General features: G+C 69.3%; 14 protein-coding genes. 4 read left to right on the top strand and 10 right to left on the bottom strand.

What is annotated here, in order from left to right:
- Positions 1 to 62: 62 nt before the first annotated feature.
- Complete coding sequence (gene dinG, locus ACLB90_RS08580) at positions 63 to 2,165, top strand: ATP-dependent DNA helicase DinG (protein ID WP_411852512.1); 2,103 nt, start codon at positions 63 to 65, stop codon at positions 2,163 to 2,165.
- Between the two features lie 366 nt (positions 2,166 to 2,531).
- Here the strand turns inward: dinG and ilvD are convergent, their stop codons facing one another.
- Positions 2,532 to 4,358: a dihydroxy-acid dehydratase gene (ilvD, locus tag ACLB90_RS08575; RefSeq protein ID WP_411852511.1), complete on the bottom strand. Its 1,827-nt coding sequence runs from the start codon at positions 4,356 to 4,358 to the stop codon at positions 2,532 to 2,534.
- A gap of 215 nt (positions 4,359 to 4,573) precedes the next feature.
- Here ilvD and ACLB90_RS08570 point away from each other — a divergent pair, with 215 nt between their 5' ends.
- From ACLB90_RS08570 to ACLB90_RS08560, 3 genes are read left to right on the top strand one after another with little or no spacing between them, the layout of a single operon-like run.
- Positions 4,574 to 5,137 carry a DUF1190 domain-containing protein gene (locus ACLB90_RS08570; RefSeq protein WP_411852510.1) on the top strand — a complete coding sequence of 188 codons (564 nt, stop codon included), beginning with the start codon at positions 4,574 to 4,576 and terminating at the stop codon, positions 5,135 to 5,137.
- A 3-nt stretch (positions 5,138 to 5,140) separates the two neighbouring features.
- Complete coding sequence (locus tag ACLB90_RS08565; protein WP_411852509.1) at positions 5,141 to 6,319, top strand: glutathionylspermidine synthase family protein; 1,179 nt, start codon at positions 5,141 to 5,143, stop codon at positions 6,317 to 6,319.
- Positions 6,319 to 6,987, top strand: coding sequence for a hypothetical protein (locus ACLB90_RS08560; RefSeq protein WP_411852508.1), 669 nt, complete (start codon positions 6,319 to 6,321; stop codon positions 6,985 to 6,987). Before ACLB90_RS08565 ends, ACLB90_RS08560 begins: the two co-directional genes overlap by 1 nt.
- Positions 6,988 to 7,018: 31 nt before the next feature.
- Here the strand turns inward: ACLB90_RS08560 and ACLB90_RS08555 are convergent, their stop codons facing one another.
- The 9 genes from ACLB90_RS08555 to mnmG all read right to left on the bottom strand — a co-directional run bounded on the left by ACLB90_RS08555 (position 7,019) and on the right by mnmG (position 17,073).
- Positions 7,019 to 7,447: a cupin domain-containing protein gene (locus tag ACLB90_RS08555; protein ID WP_411852507.1), complete on the bottom strand. Its 429-nt coding sequence runs from the start codon at positions 7,445 to 7,447 to the stop codon at positions 7,019 to 7,021.
- Positions 7,448 to 7,574: 127 nt separating this feature from the next.
- Complete coding sequence (locus ACLB90_RS08550) at positions 7,575 to 8,873, bottom strand: DUF58 domain-containing protein (RefSeq protein ID WP_411852506.1); 1,299 nt, start codon at positions 8,871 to 8,873, stop codon at positions 7,575 to 7,577.
- Positions 8,870 to 9,883: an AAA family ATPase gene (locus tag ACLB90_RS08545; protein ID WP_411852505.1), complete on the bottom strand. Its 1,014-nt coding sequence runs from the start codon at positions 9,881 to 9,883 to the stop codon at positions 8,870 to 8,872. The genes ACLB90_RS08550 and ACLB90_RS08545 overlap by 4 nt, the downstream gene beginning before the upstream one ends.
- Complete coding sequence (locus ACLB90_RS08540) at positions 9,880 to 11,058, bottom strand: DUF4350 domain-containing protein (RefSeq protein WP_411852504.1); 1,179 nt, start codon at positions 11,056 to 11,058, stop codon at positions 9,880 to 9,882. The genes ACLB90_RS08545 and ACLB90_RS08540 overlap by 4 nt, the downstream gene beginning before the upstream one ends.
- Entirely contained in the window at positions 11,055 to 12,701 is a 1,647-nt protein-coding gene (locus ACLB90_RS08535; protein WP_411852503.1) for a DUF4129 domain-containing protein, read from the bottom strand. Before ACLB90_RS08535 ends, ACLB90_RS08540 begins: the two co-directional genes overlap by 4 nt.
- Positions 12,691 to 13,683: a stage II sporulation protein M gene (locus ACLB90_RS08530; RefSeq protein WP_411852502.1), complete on the bottom strand. Its 993-nt coding sequence runs from the start codon at positions 13,681 to 13,683 to the stop codon at positions 12,691 to 12,693. The genes ACLB90_RS08535 and ACLB90_RS08530 overlap by 11 nt, the downstream gene beginning before the upstream one ends.
- Positions 13,680 to 14,369, bottom strand: a complete 690-nt coding sequence (locus ACLB90_RS08525; RefSeq protein ID WP_411852501.1) for an RDD family protein — start codon at positions 14,367 to 14,369, stop codon at positions 13,680 to 13,682. Before ACLB90_RS08525 ends, ACLB90_RS08530 begins: the two co-directional genes overlap by 4 nt.
- A 192-nt stretch (positions 14,370 to 14,561) precedes the next feature.
- Entirely contained in the window at positions 14,562 to 15,092 is a 531-nt protein-coding gene (locus ACLB90_RS08520; RefSeq protein ID WP_411852500.1) for a gamma carbonic anhydrase family protein, read from the bottom strand.
- A 91-nt stretch (positions 15,093 to 15,183) separates the two neighbouring features.
- Positions 15,184 to 17,073 (bottom strand): tRNA uridine-5-carboxymethylaminomethyl(34) synthesis enzyme MnmG, encoded by a 1,890-nt coding sequence (gene mnmG / locus ACLB90_RS08515; protein WP_411852499.1) that lies wholly within the window; start codon positions 17,071 to 17,073, stop codon positions 15,184 to 15,186.
- Positions 17,074 to 17,255 lie beyond the last annotated feature (182 nt).

Here is a 17,255-nt window from a genome sequence, read left to right as displayed (position 1 = left end):
GCCACGGCGGGGGCGTGGGCATGAGAAAATACCGGCCGTGATTCAGGCAGGACCCTCCCGGCGTGACCGAAAAAGTTGAAGCCCCGCGCGCGCTGAACGACGAGCTCAAAACCGTCATCCGCGATGCCTACGCCAAGCTGCAGGCCAATACCCCCGGCTTCAGCACCCGGCGTTCGCAGAGCCAGATGATCGGCGTGGTCTCGCGTGCGCTGTCGCAGAGCGGCGGCGTTGGCGTGGTCGAAGCGCCCACCGGCGTGGGCAAGTCGCTGGGCTACCTGACCGCCGGCGTGCCGATCGCACTGGCCACGAAGAAGAAGCTGGTGATCAGCACCGGCACCGTGGCGCTGCAGTCGCAGCTGTTCGAGCGCGACATTCCCAATTTCCTCAAGGCCACCGGCATTGAAGCCACTGTGGCGCTGGCCAAGGGACGCACCCGCTACCTGTGCACCCGCAACGCCGCCGAAGCGCATGGCGACGGCGCGCAGGAAGGCATGTTCGAGGACGAGCAGCCGCTGTTCGATCGCCCGCTGGCACCGATCGAGATGGATCTGGCGCAGTCGCTGAGCAAGGCCTTCCTCGAAGGTCGCTGGAACGGTGACCTGGACAACGCGCCGGAAACGATCAGCAACACCCTGCGCTCGCGCATCACCACGCCGGCGTCGGGATGCGCCGGGCGCAAGTGCGCGTACTCGGCGCAGTGCGCGGTGCTGCGCTCGCGCAACACGGTGCGTGAGGCGCAGATCGTGGTCACCAATCACGCGCTGCTGTTGTCGGCGCTGTCGATCGGCGAGAGCGACAACGGCCAGCCGCTGATCGCCCCGCCCGGCGACATGCTGCTGGTGCTCGACGAAGGCCATCACATCGGCAATGTCGCCATCGACCAGGGCGCGGCCAGCTTGGCGATGGACGAGATGGCCAAGCGCACCGGCCGGCTGCAGATCGTGATCGCGGCGGCCTACCGCGCCGTGGACAAGGACAAGCTGGGCAACCTGCTGCCCAACGAAGCAATCGAGGTGGCGGCGCGCGTCAGCAAGCAGCTCAAGGCCTTCCGCGACGTGGTCGGACGCAGCTGGCATCCCGATCCGTCGGCGCAGGAGCCGATGTGGCGCGCACCCAACGGACGCCTGCCGGATATCTGGATGGCCGACATCGAGGCGCTCGCCGACGACACGCGCGCGCTGTTCAACTGGGCCCATGCCGCGCATGCGCAGGTGGCCAAGGGCAAGCCCGAGGATGCCGCGCGCGAGCGCCTGCAGCGCACCCTCGGGATGGCGCTGGAAATGATCGAGCAGCAGCACAACCTGTGGGCGGCCTGGCGCCGCGAGGACAAGGAGGGCCAGCCGCCGACCGCGCGCTGGGTCACGCTGTCGCGCGACGGCGACCTGATCCTGCACGGCTCGCCGGTGTCGGCGGCCAACGTGCTGCGCAAGCTGCTGTGGGACGAGGTGGATTCGGTGGTGATGACCTCGGCCACGCTCACCGGCGGCGGCGACTTCCAGGCCCTGGCGATCGACAACGGCATTCCCGCCGAGGCGGAGATGGTCTCGCTGGCCTCGCCATTCGACCTGCCCAACCAGGCAGAACTGATCGTGCCGGCGTTCCCGGTGACCCCGGATGACAAGGTAGGTCACCCCAAGGAAGTCGCCAAATACCTGGTCAAGGAGCTGGACTGGGACAAGGGCAGCATCGTGCTGTTCACCTCGCGCTGGAAGATGGAAAAGGTCGCCGAGCTGATGCCGGCCGCCGAGCGCAAGCGGGTGCTGGTGCAGGGCGAAACGGCCAAGCAGAAAATGATCGACGAGCACCTGCGGCGTACCTCCGCCGGGGAGGGCTCGGTGTTGTTCGGGCTGAACTCGTTCGGCGAAGGCCTGGATCTGCCCGGCGAGGCGTGCACCACCGTGGTGATCACCCAGGTACCGTTCGCGGTGCCCACCGACCCGCAGACCTCCACGCTCGGCGAGTGGTTCGAGAGCCGCGGCCTGAACGCCTTCAACCTGATCGCGATCCCGCACGCGTTGCGCACATTGACCCAGTTCGCCGGCCGCCTGATCCGTACCTCGACCGATACCGGCCGCGTGATCATCCTCGACTCGCGGCTGCTGACCCGCCGCTACGGCAAGCGCATCATCGATTCGCTGCCGCCGTTCAAGCGGGTCATCGGTTAACGGGAACAGCGTACTTCAAACGCGTCATCGGGTAACGGGGACCGCGTACTTCAAACGCGTCATCGGGTAACGGGGACCGCGTAGTGCCGGCCGCTGGCCGGCTCCTCGCCATGCTGGGATGGTCCATGAGCCGGCCAGCGGCCGGCACTACCGGATGCTGGGATGCGCCATGAGCCGGCCAGCGGCCGGCACTACCGGATGTTGGGATGCTCCATGAGCCGGCCAGCGGCCGGCACTACCGGATGATGGGATGCTCCATGAGCCGGCCAGCGGCCGGCACTACCGGATGCTGGGCTGCGCCATGAGCCGGCCAGCGGCCGGCACTACCGGATGCTGGATGGTCCATGAGCCGGCCAGCGGCCGGCACTACCGGATGCTGCGCACCGCGCCCTTGTCGGCACTGGTGGCGAGCAGCGCATACGCCTTGAGCGCGCCGGTGACCTTGCGCGGGCGCGCCTCGCGCGGTTTCCAGCCGAGCGTGTCCTGTTCGGCGCGGCGTGCGGCCAGCGTGGCGTCATCCACCAGCAGATCGATGCGCCGTGCCGGAATGTCGATGCGGATGCGGTCGCCTTCGCGGACCAGGCCGATCGTGCCCCCCGCAGCGGCTTCGGGCGAGGCATGGCCGATCGACAGCCCGGAGGTGCCGCCGGAGAAGCGCCCATCGGTCAGCAGCGCGCACTGTTTGCCCAGCCCCTTGGACTTGAGGTAGCTGGTCGGGTACAGCATCTCCTGCATGCCCGGGCCACCGCGCGGGCCTTCGTAGCGGATCACCACCACGTCGCCGGCCACCACCTCGTCGGCGAGGATGCCGCGCACCGCGTCGTCCTGGCTTTCGAACACGCGCGCGTTGCCTTCGAACACGTGGATGGATTCATCCACGCCGGCGGTCTTCACCACGCAGCCATCCACGGCAAGGTTGCCGCGCAGCACCGCCAGGCCACCCTCGGCGGAGTAGGCATTGGCGACATCGCGGATACAGCCTTCGGCGCGGTCCAGGTCCAGCGTCGGCCAGCGCGTGGCCTGGCTGAACGCGACTTGGGTCGGGATGCCGGCGGGGCCGGCGCGGAAGAAGTCGTGCACCTTCTCATCGCCGCTCACGGCGACGTCCCAGCGTGCGATCGCCTCGGCCAGTGTGCGGCTGTGGACCGTCGGCACGTCGGTATGCAGCAGGCCGCCGCGCGCCAGCGAGCCGAGAATGGCAAACACGCCGCCGGCGCGGTGCACGTCCTCCATGTGGTATTTCGGCGTGTTCGGCGCCACCTTGCACAGCTGCGGCACGCGTCGCGAGAGTTCGTCGATGGCATGCAGGTCGAAGTCCACCTCCGCCTCCTGCGCTGCGGCCAGCAGATGCAGGATGGTGTTGGTCGAGCCGCCCATCGCGATGTCCAGCGTCATCGCGTTCTCGAACGCGGCACGCGTGGCGATGCCGCGCGGCAGCGCGCGGGCATCCTCGCCGCCGTACCAGCGGTGGCACAGTTCCACGATCAGGCGCCCGGCGCGGCGGAACAGCTGCTCGCGGTCGGCATGCGTGGCCAGGGTCGAGCCGTTGCCCGGCAGCGACAGGCCCAGCGCTTCGGTCAGGCAGTTCATCGAGTTGGCGGTGAACATGCCCGAGCACGAGCCGCAGGTGGGGCAGGCGCTGCGCTCGTATTCGGCGACCTTCTCGTCGCTGGCGCTTTCATCGGCCGCGATCACCATCGCATCCACCAGGTCCAGTTTGTGCTCGGACAGGCGCGTCTTGCCGGCCTCCATCGGACCGCCGGACACGAACACCACCGGGATGTCCAGGCGCAGCGCCGCCATCAGCATGCCGGGGGTGATCTTGTCGCAGTTGGAGATGCACACCAGCGCATCGGCGCAGTGCGCGTTGACCATGTACTCCACCGAGTCGGCGATGATCTCGCGGCTGGGCAGCGAATACAGCATGCCGTCGTGGCCCATCGCGATGCCGTCGTCCACCGCGATCGTATTGAACTCCTTGGCCACGCCGCCCACCTGCTCGATCTCGCGCGCCACCAGCTGGCCGAGATCCTTCAGATGGACGTGGCCGGGCACGAACTGGGTGAACGAGTTGGCGATGGCGATGATCGGCTTGTGGAAGTCGCCATCGGTCATGCCGGTGGCGCGCCACAGGGCGCGGGCCCCGGCCATGTTGCGGCCGGCGGTGGAAGTGCGGGAGCGGTATTCAGGCATGGTGGCTGGCAGGATCTGGCGGGCCGTGGGGGCGCGTTTCGCCTCGATTCTGCCCAAAAATTGCGGTTGCGTTTGCAACCACCCGCCGCCGGCAGGCGACTGCTCCGATAGGCTGCATCCTGAAATGCCGTTCATCTTTTCGGCTTTGCCGATTTCGGTTGTTCGCGGCGATCAGGCATCATGGGGCGGATAACCGCACGAGGGGGCATGACGCCATGAAACGTTCCAGGACCACCGCGCTGCTGCTGATGAGCGCCGCGCCGCTGCTGTTCACTGCCTGCCAGAAGGACGAGGCTGTCCAGGTGCAGGAAGGGCTGTACACCTCGGTGCAGGCCTGCGCCGACGCCACCGGCGACCCGTCGAGCTGCCGTACCGCGTTCGCCGAGGCCCAGAAGCAGTCGGCCGATGCCGCGCCGAAGTACGCCTCGCGCGAGGCCTGCGAGGCCGAGTACAACGCCGAGCAGTGCGTGGAACAGAAGACCTCGACCGGCCACTCGTTCATCGGCCCGATGATGATGGGCTTCTTCATGTCGCAGATGCTCAGCAACCGCGGCGCCGGTCTGGCGCAGCAGCCCTCGGCGGCCCCGGCCTACCAGGACAAGGCCAAGGGCTGGGCGCGTCCGGCCCCGGGCGGCAGCGGCGGGCTGAATACCGCCAGCGGCATCGGTGCCGGCAAGGCGGGCCTGGCCCCGGTCAGCGCCACCCCGAACCGTGCCGTTACCGCCAGCCGTGGCGGCTTCGGCAGCACCAGCAGCAACCGCAGCAGCGTCGGCGGCTGATCGATGCAGCGCGTACGTATTGCCGAGCGCAGCCAATGGCGCGCCCGGGCCGAGGAGTCGGGGTTCGCCTTCCACACCATCGATGGCCTGCCGTACTGGGATGAGAGCGCGTACTACGCGTTCACCCTGCGCCAGATCGAGCAGGACATCGAAGACCCCAGCGCCGAGCTGCATGCAATGGCGATGGACCTGGTTGACGAGGTGGTGGGCAGCCAGCAGTTGATGGACCAGCTGGCGATCCCGCCGGCGTTCCGCGACTGGATCGCCGACAGCTGGCGCCGTCGCGAGCCGCACCTGTACGGCCGGCTCGACTTCGCCTACGACGGCACCGGCCCGGCCAAGCTCTACGAGCTCAATTACGACACCCCGACCTCGCTGTTCGAGGCGTCGTTCTTCCAGTGGCAATGGCTGGAAGACCAGCGCAACCAGAACCGTCTGCCGCCGCACGCCGATCAGTTCAATGCCATCCACGAGGCGCTGGTCGAGCGCTTCGCCGCGCTGTCGGCACAGCTGCCGCCGCCGCTGTACTTCAGTGCCGTGGGCGCCTCGGTCGAAGACCAGGGCACCGTGGCCTACCTGCGCGACTGTGCCGCCCAGGCCGGGCTGCGTGGCGAGTCCATCGCGATCGAGGACATCGGCCTGTCCGAGGATGGCCGCTTCACCGCGCTGGACGACACCGTGATCGGCAGCCTGTTCAAGCTGTACCCGCTGGAAGACCTGATGACCGAATCGTTCGGCCAGGCACTGCCTGCCTCGGGCGTGCAGCTGCTGGAACCGGCGTGGAAGGCGATCCTCAGCAACAAGGGCGTGCTGCCGTTGCTGTGGCAGCGCCATCGCGGCCATCCCAACCTGCTGGCGGCCGAGTTCGACGACGGCAGCGCGCTGCCGGCCGGCTGGGTGCGCAAGCCGCTGTTCTCGCGTGAAGGCGCCAATGTGGCCATGCATCTGGCCGATGGCAGCTGGCAGGAAAGCGAAGGCCCGTACACCGGCCCGGCGATCCGCCAGGCCGCCCATCCGCTCACTGCGTTCGATGGCGGCTACCCGCTGGTCGGCAGCTGGATCGTGGGCGACCAGGCCTGTGGCATGGGCATCCGCGAAGACAACAGCCGCATCACCCGCGACAGCGCCCGCTTCGTGCCGCACGCGATCATCGACGAAGCACCGACCCGCATCTTCGTCTGATGGCGATGGCGCGCAACCGCAGCCTGCGCCCCGGGCCAGTGGCGGGGCGCCATCTGGACGACGGGCATGGCCTGTGGCGCTACGCGGACCGCATCGCCGTGCGTTGCCACCGGTGCGCCGCACCCGGCTGGGTGGTCAGGGCATCCAGGACGGCCAGCTTCCGCTGCCTGTCCTGCAGTCTGGTACTCGACGAAGGCAACGCCTGCGGCTGCGGCCGCTGTGGCGCTGGTACCTGGGTAGGGCCGGTGTGCTACAGCGGGCGGCGGCCGTGCGGCTACTGCGGGCACCAATGGCTGCACGCACAGGCGCATCGCGCGGTGGCTTCGCCGCCCCTGCACACACTTCCCGTTGCATGCCCCCAGTGCGGGCGCAGCAGCGATGTCAGCGTGACCGTGCAGCCGGTACGCGATGCCGAATCCAATGATCCGTACTTCGGCATGCCGCTGCTGCTGGTCGAGCGCACCCGCGCCGGGCTGCTCTGGGCCTACAACCAGGCGCATCTGCAGGCGTTGCACGACTATGCCGGCGCCATGCTGCGCGAGCGCGCCGGTGTCGCCAATGGCTCGATGTTCTCGCGCCTGCCGCACTGGATGAAGCTGGCGCGCAACCGTGTGCTGTTGCAGAAAGCCACCGCGCGCCTGATCGCCAGGGCCAACGCCATCCGGTAGGTACTACCGGGGCCTGTTGGGTGGGTACGCCTCACGGCACGGGAATGGACAGCGGCATTCCCGGCGTTCCCGCGTAGAAGATCAGCAGATCAGCCCCATCCGCACCGGTGTGACCGCGATGGGGGACGTTCATCATTTCGGGGATGGCGCTACCGGCGATGAAGTGGCGCCGCCCCCCGTCGTGACGGCGTTCGACGGTGATTGCACCGCGCTCCACATAGGCGACGTTGAGCATCGGATGCCGGTGCCAGCCCAGGGTGGTGTCGGGCGGAATACGCAGACGCTGCAGGGTAATCTGCGGCGGTGTCGCGGGGTACGCCCAGAACGACCCGTCCCAGGCGTGGCCGGTCTGGAGGAGCTCCTGCGGGACGATGACCGGTGGCGCGGTCTGGGCGGCAGCGCTGCCGAGCGTGGCGGGCAGGAGGAGCAGAAAAAGGCAAAGCGCTGGCTGCGCACGCATGCGGCGTGTTCCGGAACGGGGTAGCCGTGATCTTCGACCACGGCCACCCGACATGCTGTGTGGCGGATCACTATCGGCGCTACGGGGTCATTCAAATTCCCGATCCGAAACCGTTGCTCGGCACCCCTTACAACAACCCGTCGCGCTTGACCGCCAGATACCGCTCCACCAGCGCGCCCGGCAGCGCATCCGCGGTCACATCCAGCACCATCACCCGATGACTGCGCAGCGCTTCATGCGCTTCATTGCGCTGCTGCAGGTAGCGCGCGATGGCGCCGGCCCGGGTGGCGTCCTCGATGCTCTCCACCGGCTCGGCGAGCGCATCGTCCAGTTCCCGCTCGCGCAGGCTGGCCACGCACACCAGGTGCTGGCGCTGCAGCAGCCGCACGGCTGCCAGCAGGTCTTCGATGTCTTCATCGCGCACGTTGGTGACCAGCATCACCAGCGAGCGGCGGCGCTGGCGCAGGCTCAGCTCGGTGGCCGCGGCCAGGTAGTCGGTGGCCACCGGGCGTGCCTGCAGGTCATGGCTGGCGCGCAGCAGGGTATCGATCGCGCCCATGCCGCGTTGCGGCGCCACCCAGCGCTGGTCGCCGCCACTGGCGAACAGCCCTACGCCGTCGCCCTGGCGCAGCGCCAGGTAGGACACCACCAGCGCCGCGTTGAGCACATGGTCGAAGTGCGACAGGCCGCCTTCGCTGGCCATCATGCGGCGACCGGTGTCGATCATCAGCACCATCTGCTGGTTCTTCTCGTCCTGGTACTCGCGCGAGATCAGCTTGCGCGCGCGCGAGGTCGCCTTCCAGTCGATCTGCCGCAGGCTGTCGCCGATGCGGTACTCGCGCATCTGGTGGAAGTCGGTGCCTTCGCCACGGCGGCGCTTCAGGTGCGCCCCGACGAGCCGCGAGGCCTGTTCGGCGCTGAACAGCGCGAAGCGGGTCAATGGCACGAAGTTGGGGTAAACCCTCACCGCCAGCGTTGGCGGCAGGGTGCGCCGTTGCCGCCACAGGCGCCACGGCGCGTGCACGCGCAGGTGCACGCCGTCGAACATGAAGCGGCCACGCGCGGTCGGGGTCAGCGTGTAGTCCACGCTGCTGGCCACCATCGGTTTGAGCGACAACGCGCGCGGCAGGCCCTGCACGGCCCATGCACCGGGGACCAGGTCGAATACGTCCACGCGCTGGCGCAGGCTCGATTCCAGCCGCAGCGTGACGCTGCGGTCCACGTTCACCGCCAGCGCTTCAGGCAGCTCGCGCTGCACGCTTGGCGAAGGCTGCCGCCACAGGCGCAACAGGTCGATCAGCGCGAGCCCGGCGATGCCGGCGGCGAGCATCCACCAGACGCGCACCGGCCACAGCCCGAACGCGACCGGCAGCCCGCACAGGCCCCAGCCGCACAGCAGTGCCAGCAGCGGCGGCGCCGGCCTCATTTGCGCGGCGCTTCCACCTTGGCCAGCAGCGCGCCCAGCGCGTCGTCGGCGGACTGCCCTTCGATCTGCAGTTCGGGGGCCAGCGCGATGCGGTGACGCAGGGCGGGCTTGGCGATGTCGCGGACATCATCGGGGGTGACGAAATCGCGCCCGGACAGCACCGCCTGGGCGCGCGCGGCACGTACCAGCGCGATGCTGCCGCGCGGGCCGGCGCCGAGCGCGATACCCGGCCACTGGCGCGTGGCGGCAACGATGCGCACCGCATAGTCGATCACTTCGGGGTCCACGGTGATCGCTGCGGTGGCCCGCTGCAGTTCCACCACATCGGCCGCGCCGAGCACGCGCGGTACCCGCGACAGATCGAAATCGCCGGCGCTGCGGCCGGTGGTGATCGCATCGACCATGCGCTTTTCGTCTTCCAGCTGCGGGTAATCGATGATCACCTTGAGCAGGAAACGGTCCAGCTGCGCCTCGGGCAGGGGATAGGTGCCTTCCTGCTCCACCGGGTTCTGCGTGGCCAGGGCCAGGAACGGCGGCGACAGCGTGAACGCCTTGCCCTCGATGGTGACCTGGCCTTCCTGCATCACTTCCAGCAGGGCCGACTGGGTCTTGGCCGGCGCGCGGTTGATTTCATCGGCCAGCAGCAGGTTGGTGAACACCGGGCCGCGGCGGATCTTGAAGCTCTCGGTCTTCGGGTCGTACACCGCATGGCCGCTGACGTCGCTGGGCATCAGGTCCGGGGTGAACTGCACGCGGCCGTAGTCCAGCTCCAGCGCCTGGGCCAGCGCACGCACCAGCAGGGTCTTGCCCAGGCCGGGCACGCCTTCGATCAGCACATGGCCACCGGCCAGCAATGCGATCAGGATCTGGTCGAGCACATCGGACTGGCCGATGAACGCGCGGCCGACCGCGTCGCGCACGGCGTCGACGCGGTCGATCAGCGACGTGCCGGGCACAGTGGCAGGTGAGGCATCGAGGGACGGCGGCGTGGAAGCGATGGGATCGGTCATAGCAGGTTTCTCATCTGGATCAGCAGGCGGATGCGGTCGCGCAGGCCGGCGACGTCGTGGGCAGCGGGCGGCTGCAGAGCGGTGCGGACGCGGTCGTGTGACCACTGCAGCAGGGTGGCGATGGCGTGGACCTGGGCATCGCCTCCCAGCGCGGCAGCGGTGGGTGCACGGCGGCGCAGGCGGTTGAGGAAGGCCTGCCGCACGGCGTCGTACAGCAGCGGCGCTTTGCCGTAGCGAAGCAGGTGTTCGCCGCTGGCGCGGACATGTTCGAGCAGCGAGCGGCGTTCCACCGCGGGCGAGGGCAGCAGGCTGCCCATGCGTTGCGCGCGCAGCCACAGCCAGCCGAACAGCGCCAGCAGCAACGGCACCCACACCGGCCAGCCGTCATGGAACACGCGCTGCCACAGCGACGGCGGGCGCGTGCCGTACACCAGCCAGACGGTGCCCTTGCCGTAGTTGGGCGCAAGCACGTAGCGGGTGAGATCGCGGTGGGCCTTGTCGTGCAGGCCGTCCACACCCGATGTGGGATCGAAGCCGCCACCGCCGATGGCCGCGGCGTTGAGCATGAAATCCAGGTCGGCCAGCACGTCCACCGTGCCCCCGGCACGGCCGAGGCGCACGAACACCTGGCCGTGCGCGTCATCGCCCCATTGACGCGTGATGCGGGTGCCGTCCGGCGGCTGCACATCGAAACGACGGCCCCGGCAGAACTCGATGTGGCCGGGATTGTCGGCCACGTCGAACGGCGCACACTGGCTGCCCTGGGTAGTGCTGTCCACCCCCAGCATCTCCAGCAGCGGTCCGTTCCCGTCAAGCTCGGCAGGCGGCATCGGCGGGGTACGCACGATCAGGTGACCGCCGCGCTCGACCCAGTCCAGCAGTGCGCGCGCCGTGGTCGGCGGCAGCACGGCACTGTCCTGCAGCAGCACCACGGTATCGTGCGGCTGCAGCGCCATCGCAGCCAGGTCCAGGCGCGGCCGCGCACTCGCCTCCACGCCGTCGGCGCGCAGCGCCTGGCCGAGCACGTACAGCGGGTTGTAGCGCGCTTCGCCCTGCGGCGGCAGCGTCTCCACGCGCGTGACGCGTTCATGCGTGCGCAGGAACAGGATGGTCAGCGGCACCGCCACGACCAGCAGCAGGGCCACCGCGAGCAGCCAGCGCAGGCGTGTACTCATTCCTGCCACCGGAACTGCTCGCGCAGGCTGCCGGCCAGCGCATCGAACTCGGCATCATCGGGCAGACGGCCGGCATACGCCGCGTACTGCCAGACCCGCACGATGCGTGCGAACGCCGTGCGGTCATTCTCGTCCGGCATGCGCCGCGCCGCGCGCAGGCACTGCGCTTCGGTGGCGCCGGGCGGCAGGCTGACCTGCGCACGGTCGCTCATGCTGTCCACGCTGGCCCGGTACAGCAGCGCCAGCGCCTGGCGCGGACGCCCCTGCTGCCACAGTGCGCGCGCGCGTGTCGCCACGTCCGGCGGCACCACATCGGGCAGGGTGATGGCCTCCTCGATGACGGGTTTGGCCTCCTCGCGCCGGCGCCGCCCACTGCCGCGCAGCCACGGCAGCCAACGTCGTGCGGTCAGCAGCAGGATCACCAGCAGCACGCCGACGAACACCCACAGACCCCATTCTGCGATCTGCGCCGACCACTGTGCCGCCGCTTTCGCCCGTGCGCTGCGTTCGGTCGGGTGGGCATCCAGTTCCTTTTTCTTCTTCTTGTCCGCGGCGTCGTCGGGAATGCGCTGCCATTCGGTGATGGTGCGTGTCGGATGCTGCAGCGGGTCCTCGTAGGCGCGCTCAACCGCCTGGCGGAATCCGGCGGTGTCCACCGGCTCGTTGCCGAAGATCGACGGTGCGTCGCGCGGCGGGGTCCGCCCGCCCTCGCGGCGCTTCTGGATGCGCTCGCGGACCTGCGCCGCCTGTGCGTCGGTGTCGTCCCCGGTTGCGTCCATCTCGGCCGCGCTGTCGTCGACCGTGTCGGTGGGGACTGTCTGCTGGGCATGCAGCACGCCGGCCGGCCACGCCAGCACCAGCGCCAGCATCAGCAGCGGCGCGGCCTGGCGCAGGCGCTCGCGCAGGCGTCGGAAGGCGATCTCCACATCCCAGGCTTCCATCTCCGTGCGGCGGTTGAGGTACAGCCCGAAGCCGGCGCCCACATGGAACGGTCCGATCAGCGTGGCGGCCGCGAAGCACAGCAGGTTGACGCACAGCCTGGCCCAGGCGGGCATGTCCTCACCCACCATCGCCCAGGCCGCGCGCCACGAATCGGGCAGCAGTTCGAACGGCACCAGCATGAACACCCCGGCGATGGCGCCGACCACCAGCACCGCCTCGAACGTCATTGCCACCAGGGTCAGCATCAGGCTGTGGCCGAGCGTGCCATTGAGGATCGCGCGGCGGCGCTCGCGGCGATGCACCGGATCGGCGCCTTCGAGCAGGTTGACCGGCAGCATCACCGTGCGCATCGGGCTCGGCCGGCGCCAGCCCAGGTACCCCCAGAAGCCCTGCCAGCCCCAGTGCCGCTGTGCGCGCAGCGTGTCGAGGGTGCCGGGCGTATCGCCGAACACACCGCGCGAGATCACATACAGCGCCACGCGCTCGAACAGCGGTTTGAGCCACCACATCGCCAGCCACGCCAACGCGAAGGCATCGGTCCACCAGGCCAGTGCATTGAGCACCACGAACACCGGCAGCGCCAGCAGCAGCCAGGGTTTCCAGATCGCCAGGGCATGCCGGCGCACCAACGCCGTGCCCAGCTCCATCGCCTCCCAGCCCGAGCGCGCGCGCAGGACCACATTGAGCTGGTCAATCCGCACGCGCACCTCCGCGTCCACCGCGCCACAGCCACAGCAGCACCAGCGTCCACAACACGGCGGCCACGCTGTACTTGCCCCAGGCCGGCACTGCGGCGATGGACGACCAGAACGCCTCGATGAAGGCGGCCACCAGCAGCATCGCGGCGACGCCCAGGCACAGCCGGGCGCCGATCACGCCGCCCTCGACCAGCGCGTCGATGCGCCGTCGTCGGCCGGGCGCCAGCAGTTTCATGCCCAGCTGCAGGCCGGCGCCACCGGCGATCACGATCGCGGTGAGCTCGAACGCGCCGTGGCCGACCACAAAGCGCCAGAAGGGATCGCCGTGGCCGATGTGCTGCAGGTGGCCGGCAACCGCGCCGATGGTCAGGCCGTTGAACATCAGCACCAGCAGGGTGCCCACGCCCGCCAGCAGGCCACTGGCGAAGGTACGCAGCCCGATGCTGATGTTGTTCATGATGTAGTAGCCGAACATCATCCAGTCGGTACCGCTGTCGCGTCCCAAGTGGGGCGATGACGGGTCGTACATGCTCTCCATGCGGGCGATCTCGGCGTTGCCCAGCAGCAGATGGATCAGCTCGGGATGCCATTGCAGCGCCACGAAGGTGCCCACCAGCGGGATCACGAACACGGCGGTGGCCACCCACATCGCGCGGGCCTGGCTGCGCACCAGCTGCGGGAAGTCGGCGAAGAGGAACTCCACCGCGCGCCGCCAGCGCGGTGCGGGCGTGCGGTAGAGCACGCCGTGGCCCTGCTGCATGAGCGACTGCAGGCGTGCCACCAGCTGCGGGCTGTAGCCGCGCCTGCGCGCCAGCGCCAACTGCTGGCACAGGCGGCGGTAGCGCTGCGGCATGTCCGCATCGTCCAGGCCAGCCGGTTCAGGGGTACGCCGCGCACGACGCGGATCGCGGCCGCGGATCGCCATCCAGCGCTCCAGCGCCTGCCATTCGGGCTGATACCGGGCGACGAACTGTTCCTGCTTCATCGGCGCCCCAGCAGCCAGTTGGCCATCGCATACAGGCGCAGCACGCCCACCTGGCCGTGGCCGCCGCTCAACGGCGCCAGCAGTCCGGCCAGTTCCTGCTGGCGCGGGCCGGGCAGGCGCGGTGCGCGTTCGGCGAACGCGATCAATGCGGCCTGTTCCGCCGGCTGCAGCGGCTGCGGCGGCGGCAGCACGCTGTCGATGGCCAGGGTGCCGCCATCCGGGGGCGTGCTGACGTGAATCACCACGGTACGCGCCACCATGTCGCCCAGCCGCCGGCCGTGCGCGTCGAACAGGCAAGACAGCAGGCCCAGCGCGTAGCCGAACGGCAGCATGTCCACGGTGCGCAGCAGGTTGCGGGTGATGGCGGCCATCCAGCCCACCGGTGCGCCGTCCTGCGCGACTACGCGCAGGCCCATCGCGCGCTTGCCGATGGTCTGGCCCCACAGTGCTTCCTGCACGATGGTGTAGGCCCAGAACATCAGAAACAACAGCCCGAGGTACAGGCCCTGGCCGAAGTCGCCAAGGAAGGCCAGCGGAACGCTCATCGCCGACAGCGCGCCGAGGCGGATGGCGAAGTCGATCGCCCAGGCCAGCGCGCGCGGCAATGGGCCGGCGGCCGGCAGGTGCAGTGGCACACCTTCGGGGGTGATCACTTCACGGTAGGTGTCCAGCATCGGCACGCTCATCGGCGCGCGCACCGGCGGGGCATGGCTCGACAGTGGTGGAAGGCGGAATGCCGGAATCCTCTCCGGTCGGCTGCCTGCACGGGCATGCGGTTCTCGACTGCGTCCTGGTCGGCTGAGGACTTTACCGTGCGCGACCGCCGATGCCCAGCGATGGCCGGAACGGCGAACGCCCGCCGACAGCGCGCGTCGCGATCAGGCCAGGTACTGGTCCTTCAACCGCACGTAGTGGTCGGCCGAGTAGTGCAGCGCCTCGATCTCCTTGTCGCGCAGCGGGCGCGCCAACCGTGCCGGATTGCCGAGCCACAGCTCGCCCTCGCCAACCACCTTGCCCGGCCCGAGCACCGCACCGGCACCCAGGAAGCCGTGGGTCTTCACTTCGGCGCCGTCGAGAATGCACGCGCCCATGCCGATCAGGCTGTAATCGCCGATGGTGCAGGCATGGATGATGGTGCCGTGGCCCACCGTGACGCCTTCGCCGATCAGGGTGGGATAGCCCCCCATGTTGAACGGGCTGTGGTGGCTCACATGGATGATGGTGCCGTCCTGGATGTTGCTGCGCGCGCCGATGCGCACGTAGTTGACGTCGCCCCGGATCACCGTGCCCGGCCACACCGAGACGTCATCGCCCAGCACCACATCGCCGATCAGAGTGCAGGCCGGGTCGATATAGCAGCGCTCGCCGAGCACCGGCAGTTTGTCGAGGAAGGGGCGGATCGGGCTCACGTGGTCTCCAGGCAATCGCACGCCACGGTGGGTGCATCGGCATGATACCGCGTGGCCTTTCCGCTCCCGGCGTGTGCACGCCGGTGGCGCGTCACGCCACGCGGCTGCGGCGTGCGCGCTCCAGGTGCACCAGCAGCAGCGAGATCGCCGCCGGGGTCATGCCGGGGATGCGCTGGGCCTGGCCGATGGTCTGCGGGCGCACGCGTTCGAGTTTCTGCTGCACCTCGGCCGACAGCCCGCGCACGCCGGCATAGTCGAAATCGCTGGCGATCGCGGTGTTTTCGTGGCGCTGCTGGCGCTCGATCTCCTCGCGCTGGCGGTCCAGGTAGCCGGCGTACTTCACCCCGATCTCGACCTGCTCGGCCACCTTGGGGTCGTCCACCGCCGGGCCGAGCGAGGGCACCTGCATCAGGGTGGCGTAATCCAGTTCGGGACGCTTGATCAGGTCGAGCACGTTGGTTTCGCGGCTGACCGCCACGCCCAGCGTGGCTTCAACTTCGCGGCCCAGTGCATTGCCCGGGGTCGCCCACAGCGCCCGCAGGCGTGCCGACTCGCGGGCCACGGCCTCCTGTTTGGTCTGGAACGCCGCCCAGCGGCGGTCGTCCACCACGCCCAGTTCGCGGCCGATGCCGGTCAGGCGCACGTCGGCGTTGTCTTCGCGCAGCTGCAGGCGGTACTCGGCGCGGCTGGTGAACATGCGGTACGGCTCGGTGGTGCCGTGGGTGATCAGATCATCCACCAGCACGCCCAGGTAGGCTTCGTCGCGACGCGGGCACCAGCCCGCTTCGTCGCGGCAGGCGCGTGCGGCATTGAGCCCGGCCAGCAGGCCCTGCGCGGCGGCCTCCTCGTAACCGGTGGTGCCGTTGATCTGGCCGGCGAAGAACAGGCCGGACACGCTCTTGGTTTCCAGCGTGTTGTTCAGGCCGCGCGGGTCGAAGAAGTCGTATTCGATCGCGTAGCCGGGCCGGGTGATATGCGCGTTCTCGAAGCCGGCGATGCTGCGCACCAGCTCGAGCTGTACGTCGAACGGCAGCGAGGTGGAGATGCCGTTGGGATAGATCTCCACCACGTCCAGCCCTTCGGGCTCGACGAAGATCTGGTGGCTGGCCTTCTCGGCGAAGCGCACCACCTTGTCCTCGATGGAGGGGCAGTAGCGCGGGCCGATGCCCTCGATCTGGCCGCTGTACAGCGGCGAGCGGTGCAGCGCGCTGCGGATGATCTCGTGGGTACGCTCGCTGGTGTGGGTGATCCAGCAGCTGACCTGGGCCGGGTGCTCGGACACATCGCCAAGGAAGGACATCACCGGGCGCGGGTCGTCGCCGGGCTGCTCGTCCATCACCGTGTAGTCCAGCGAGCGGCCGTCGATGCGCGGCGGGGTGCCGGTCTTGAGCCGGTCGACCACGAACGGGCGCTCGCGCAGCCGCGCGGCCAGGGTGGTGGCCGGCGGATCGCCCATGCGGCCCGCCGCGTACTGGGTCTGGCCGACGTGGATCTTGCCGGCCAGGAAGGTGCCGGCGGTCAGCACCACGGCCTTGGCATGGAAGCGCAGGCCGGTCTGGGTGATGGCGCCGCGAACCGCGTCGCCCTCGATCACCAGGTCGTCCACGGCCGCCTGGAACACGGTCAGGTTCGGCTGCGCTTCGACCATCCCGCGCACCGCCATGCGGTACAGGTTGCGGTCGGCCTGGCAGCGCGTGGCGCGCACGGCCGGGCCCTTGGAGGCGTTGAGGGTGCGCCACTGGATGCCGGCGCGGTCGGCGGCGTGCGCCATCGCCCCGCCCAGGGCGTCGATCTCCTTGACCAGGTGGCCCTTGCCGATGCCGCCGATGGCCGGGTTGCAGCTCATCGCGCCGATGGTTTCCACGTTGTGGGTCAGCAGCAGGGTGCGGGCCCCGCTGCGCGCGGCCGCCAGCGCGGCCTCGGTGCCGGCATGGCCGCCGCCGATGACGATGACGTCGTGATGATGGAAGGAATCGGACATGGCGATGGGGCTCGGGGGGACGGGGCCGGAGGGCCTGGATCCACCCCGGGAGGGGGGACGGGTGGCGATTTTAGCGCCAATCGGGCACGGGTCGAAAAATAACCCTCAAGTTGGCACGCATTCTGCAGATAACCCAATAGCACCCATCGTGGCACGCGCCATTGGCACGACAGACCGGAATT

Source organism: Stenotrophomonas sp. LGBM10 (assembly GCF_046736075.1).
Taxonomy (GTDB): Bacteria; Pseudomonadota; Gammaproteobacteria; order Xanthomonadales; family Xanthomonadaceae; genus Stenotrophomonas.
The sequence above is the reverse complement of the archived record's forward strand: the minus strand, read 5'-3'. Positions and strand labels throughout refer to the sequence as shown.

What these genes read in the sequence shown, in the direction of transcription:
- ACLB90_RS08560 (WP_411852508.1), top strand. Translation starts at nt 6,319, where the DNA reads ATGGCGATGGCGCGCAACCGCAGCCTGCGCCCCGGGCCAGTGGCGGGG.
- ACLB90_RS08540 (WP_411852504.1), bottom strand. Translation starts at nt 11,058, where the DNA reads ATGAGTACACGCCTGCGCTGGCTGCTCGCGGTGGCCCTGCTGCTGGTC.
- ACLB90_RS08565 (WP_411852509.1), top strand. Translation starts at nt 5,141, where the DNA reads ATGCAGCGCGTACGTATTGCCGAGCGCAGCCAATGGCGCGCCCGGGCC.
- ACLB90_RS08525 (WP_411852501.1), bottom strand. Translation starts at nt 14,369, where the DNA reads ATGAGCGTGCCGATGCTGGACACCTACCGTGAAGTGATCACCCCCGAA.
- mnmG (WP_411852499.1), bottom strand. Translation starts at nt 17,073, where the DNA reads ATGTCCGATTCCTTCCATCATCACGACGTCATCGTCATCGGCGGCGGC.
- ilvD (WP_411852511.1), bottom strand. Translation starts at nt 4,358, where the DNA reads ATGCCTGAATACCGCTCCCGCACTTCCACCGCCGGCCGCAACATGGCC.
- ACLB90_RS08530 (WP_411852502.1), bottom strand. Translation starts at nt 13,683, where the DNA reads ATGAAGCAGGAACAGTTCGTCGCCCGGTATCAGCCCGAATGGCAGGCG.
- ACLB90_RS08555 (WP_411852507.1), bottom strand. Translation starts at nt 7,447, where the DNA reads ATGCGTGCGCAGCCAGCGCTTTGCCTTTTTCTGCTCCTCCTGCCCGCC.
- ACLB90_RS08570 (WP_411852510.1), top strand. Translation starts at nt 4,574, where the DNA reads ATGAAACGTTCCAGGACCACCGCGCTGCTGCTGATGAGCGCCGCGCCG.
- ACLB90_RS08550 (WP_411852506.1), bottom strand. Translation starts at nt 8,873, where the DNA reads ATGAGGCCGGCGCCGCCGCTGCTGGCACTGCTGTGCGGCTGGGGCCTG.
- ACLB90_RS08545 (WP_411852505.1), bottom strand. Translation starts at nt 9,883, where the DNA reads ATGACCGATCCCATCGCTTCCACGCCGCCGTCCCTCGATGCCTCACCT.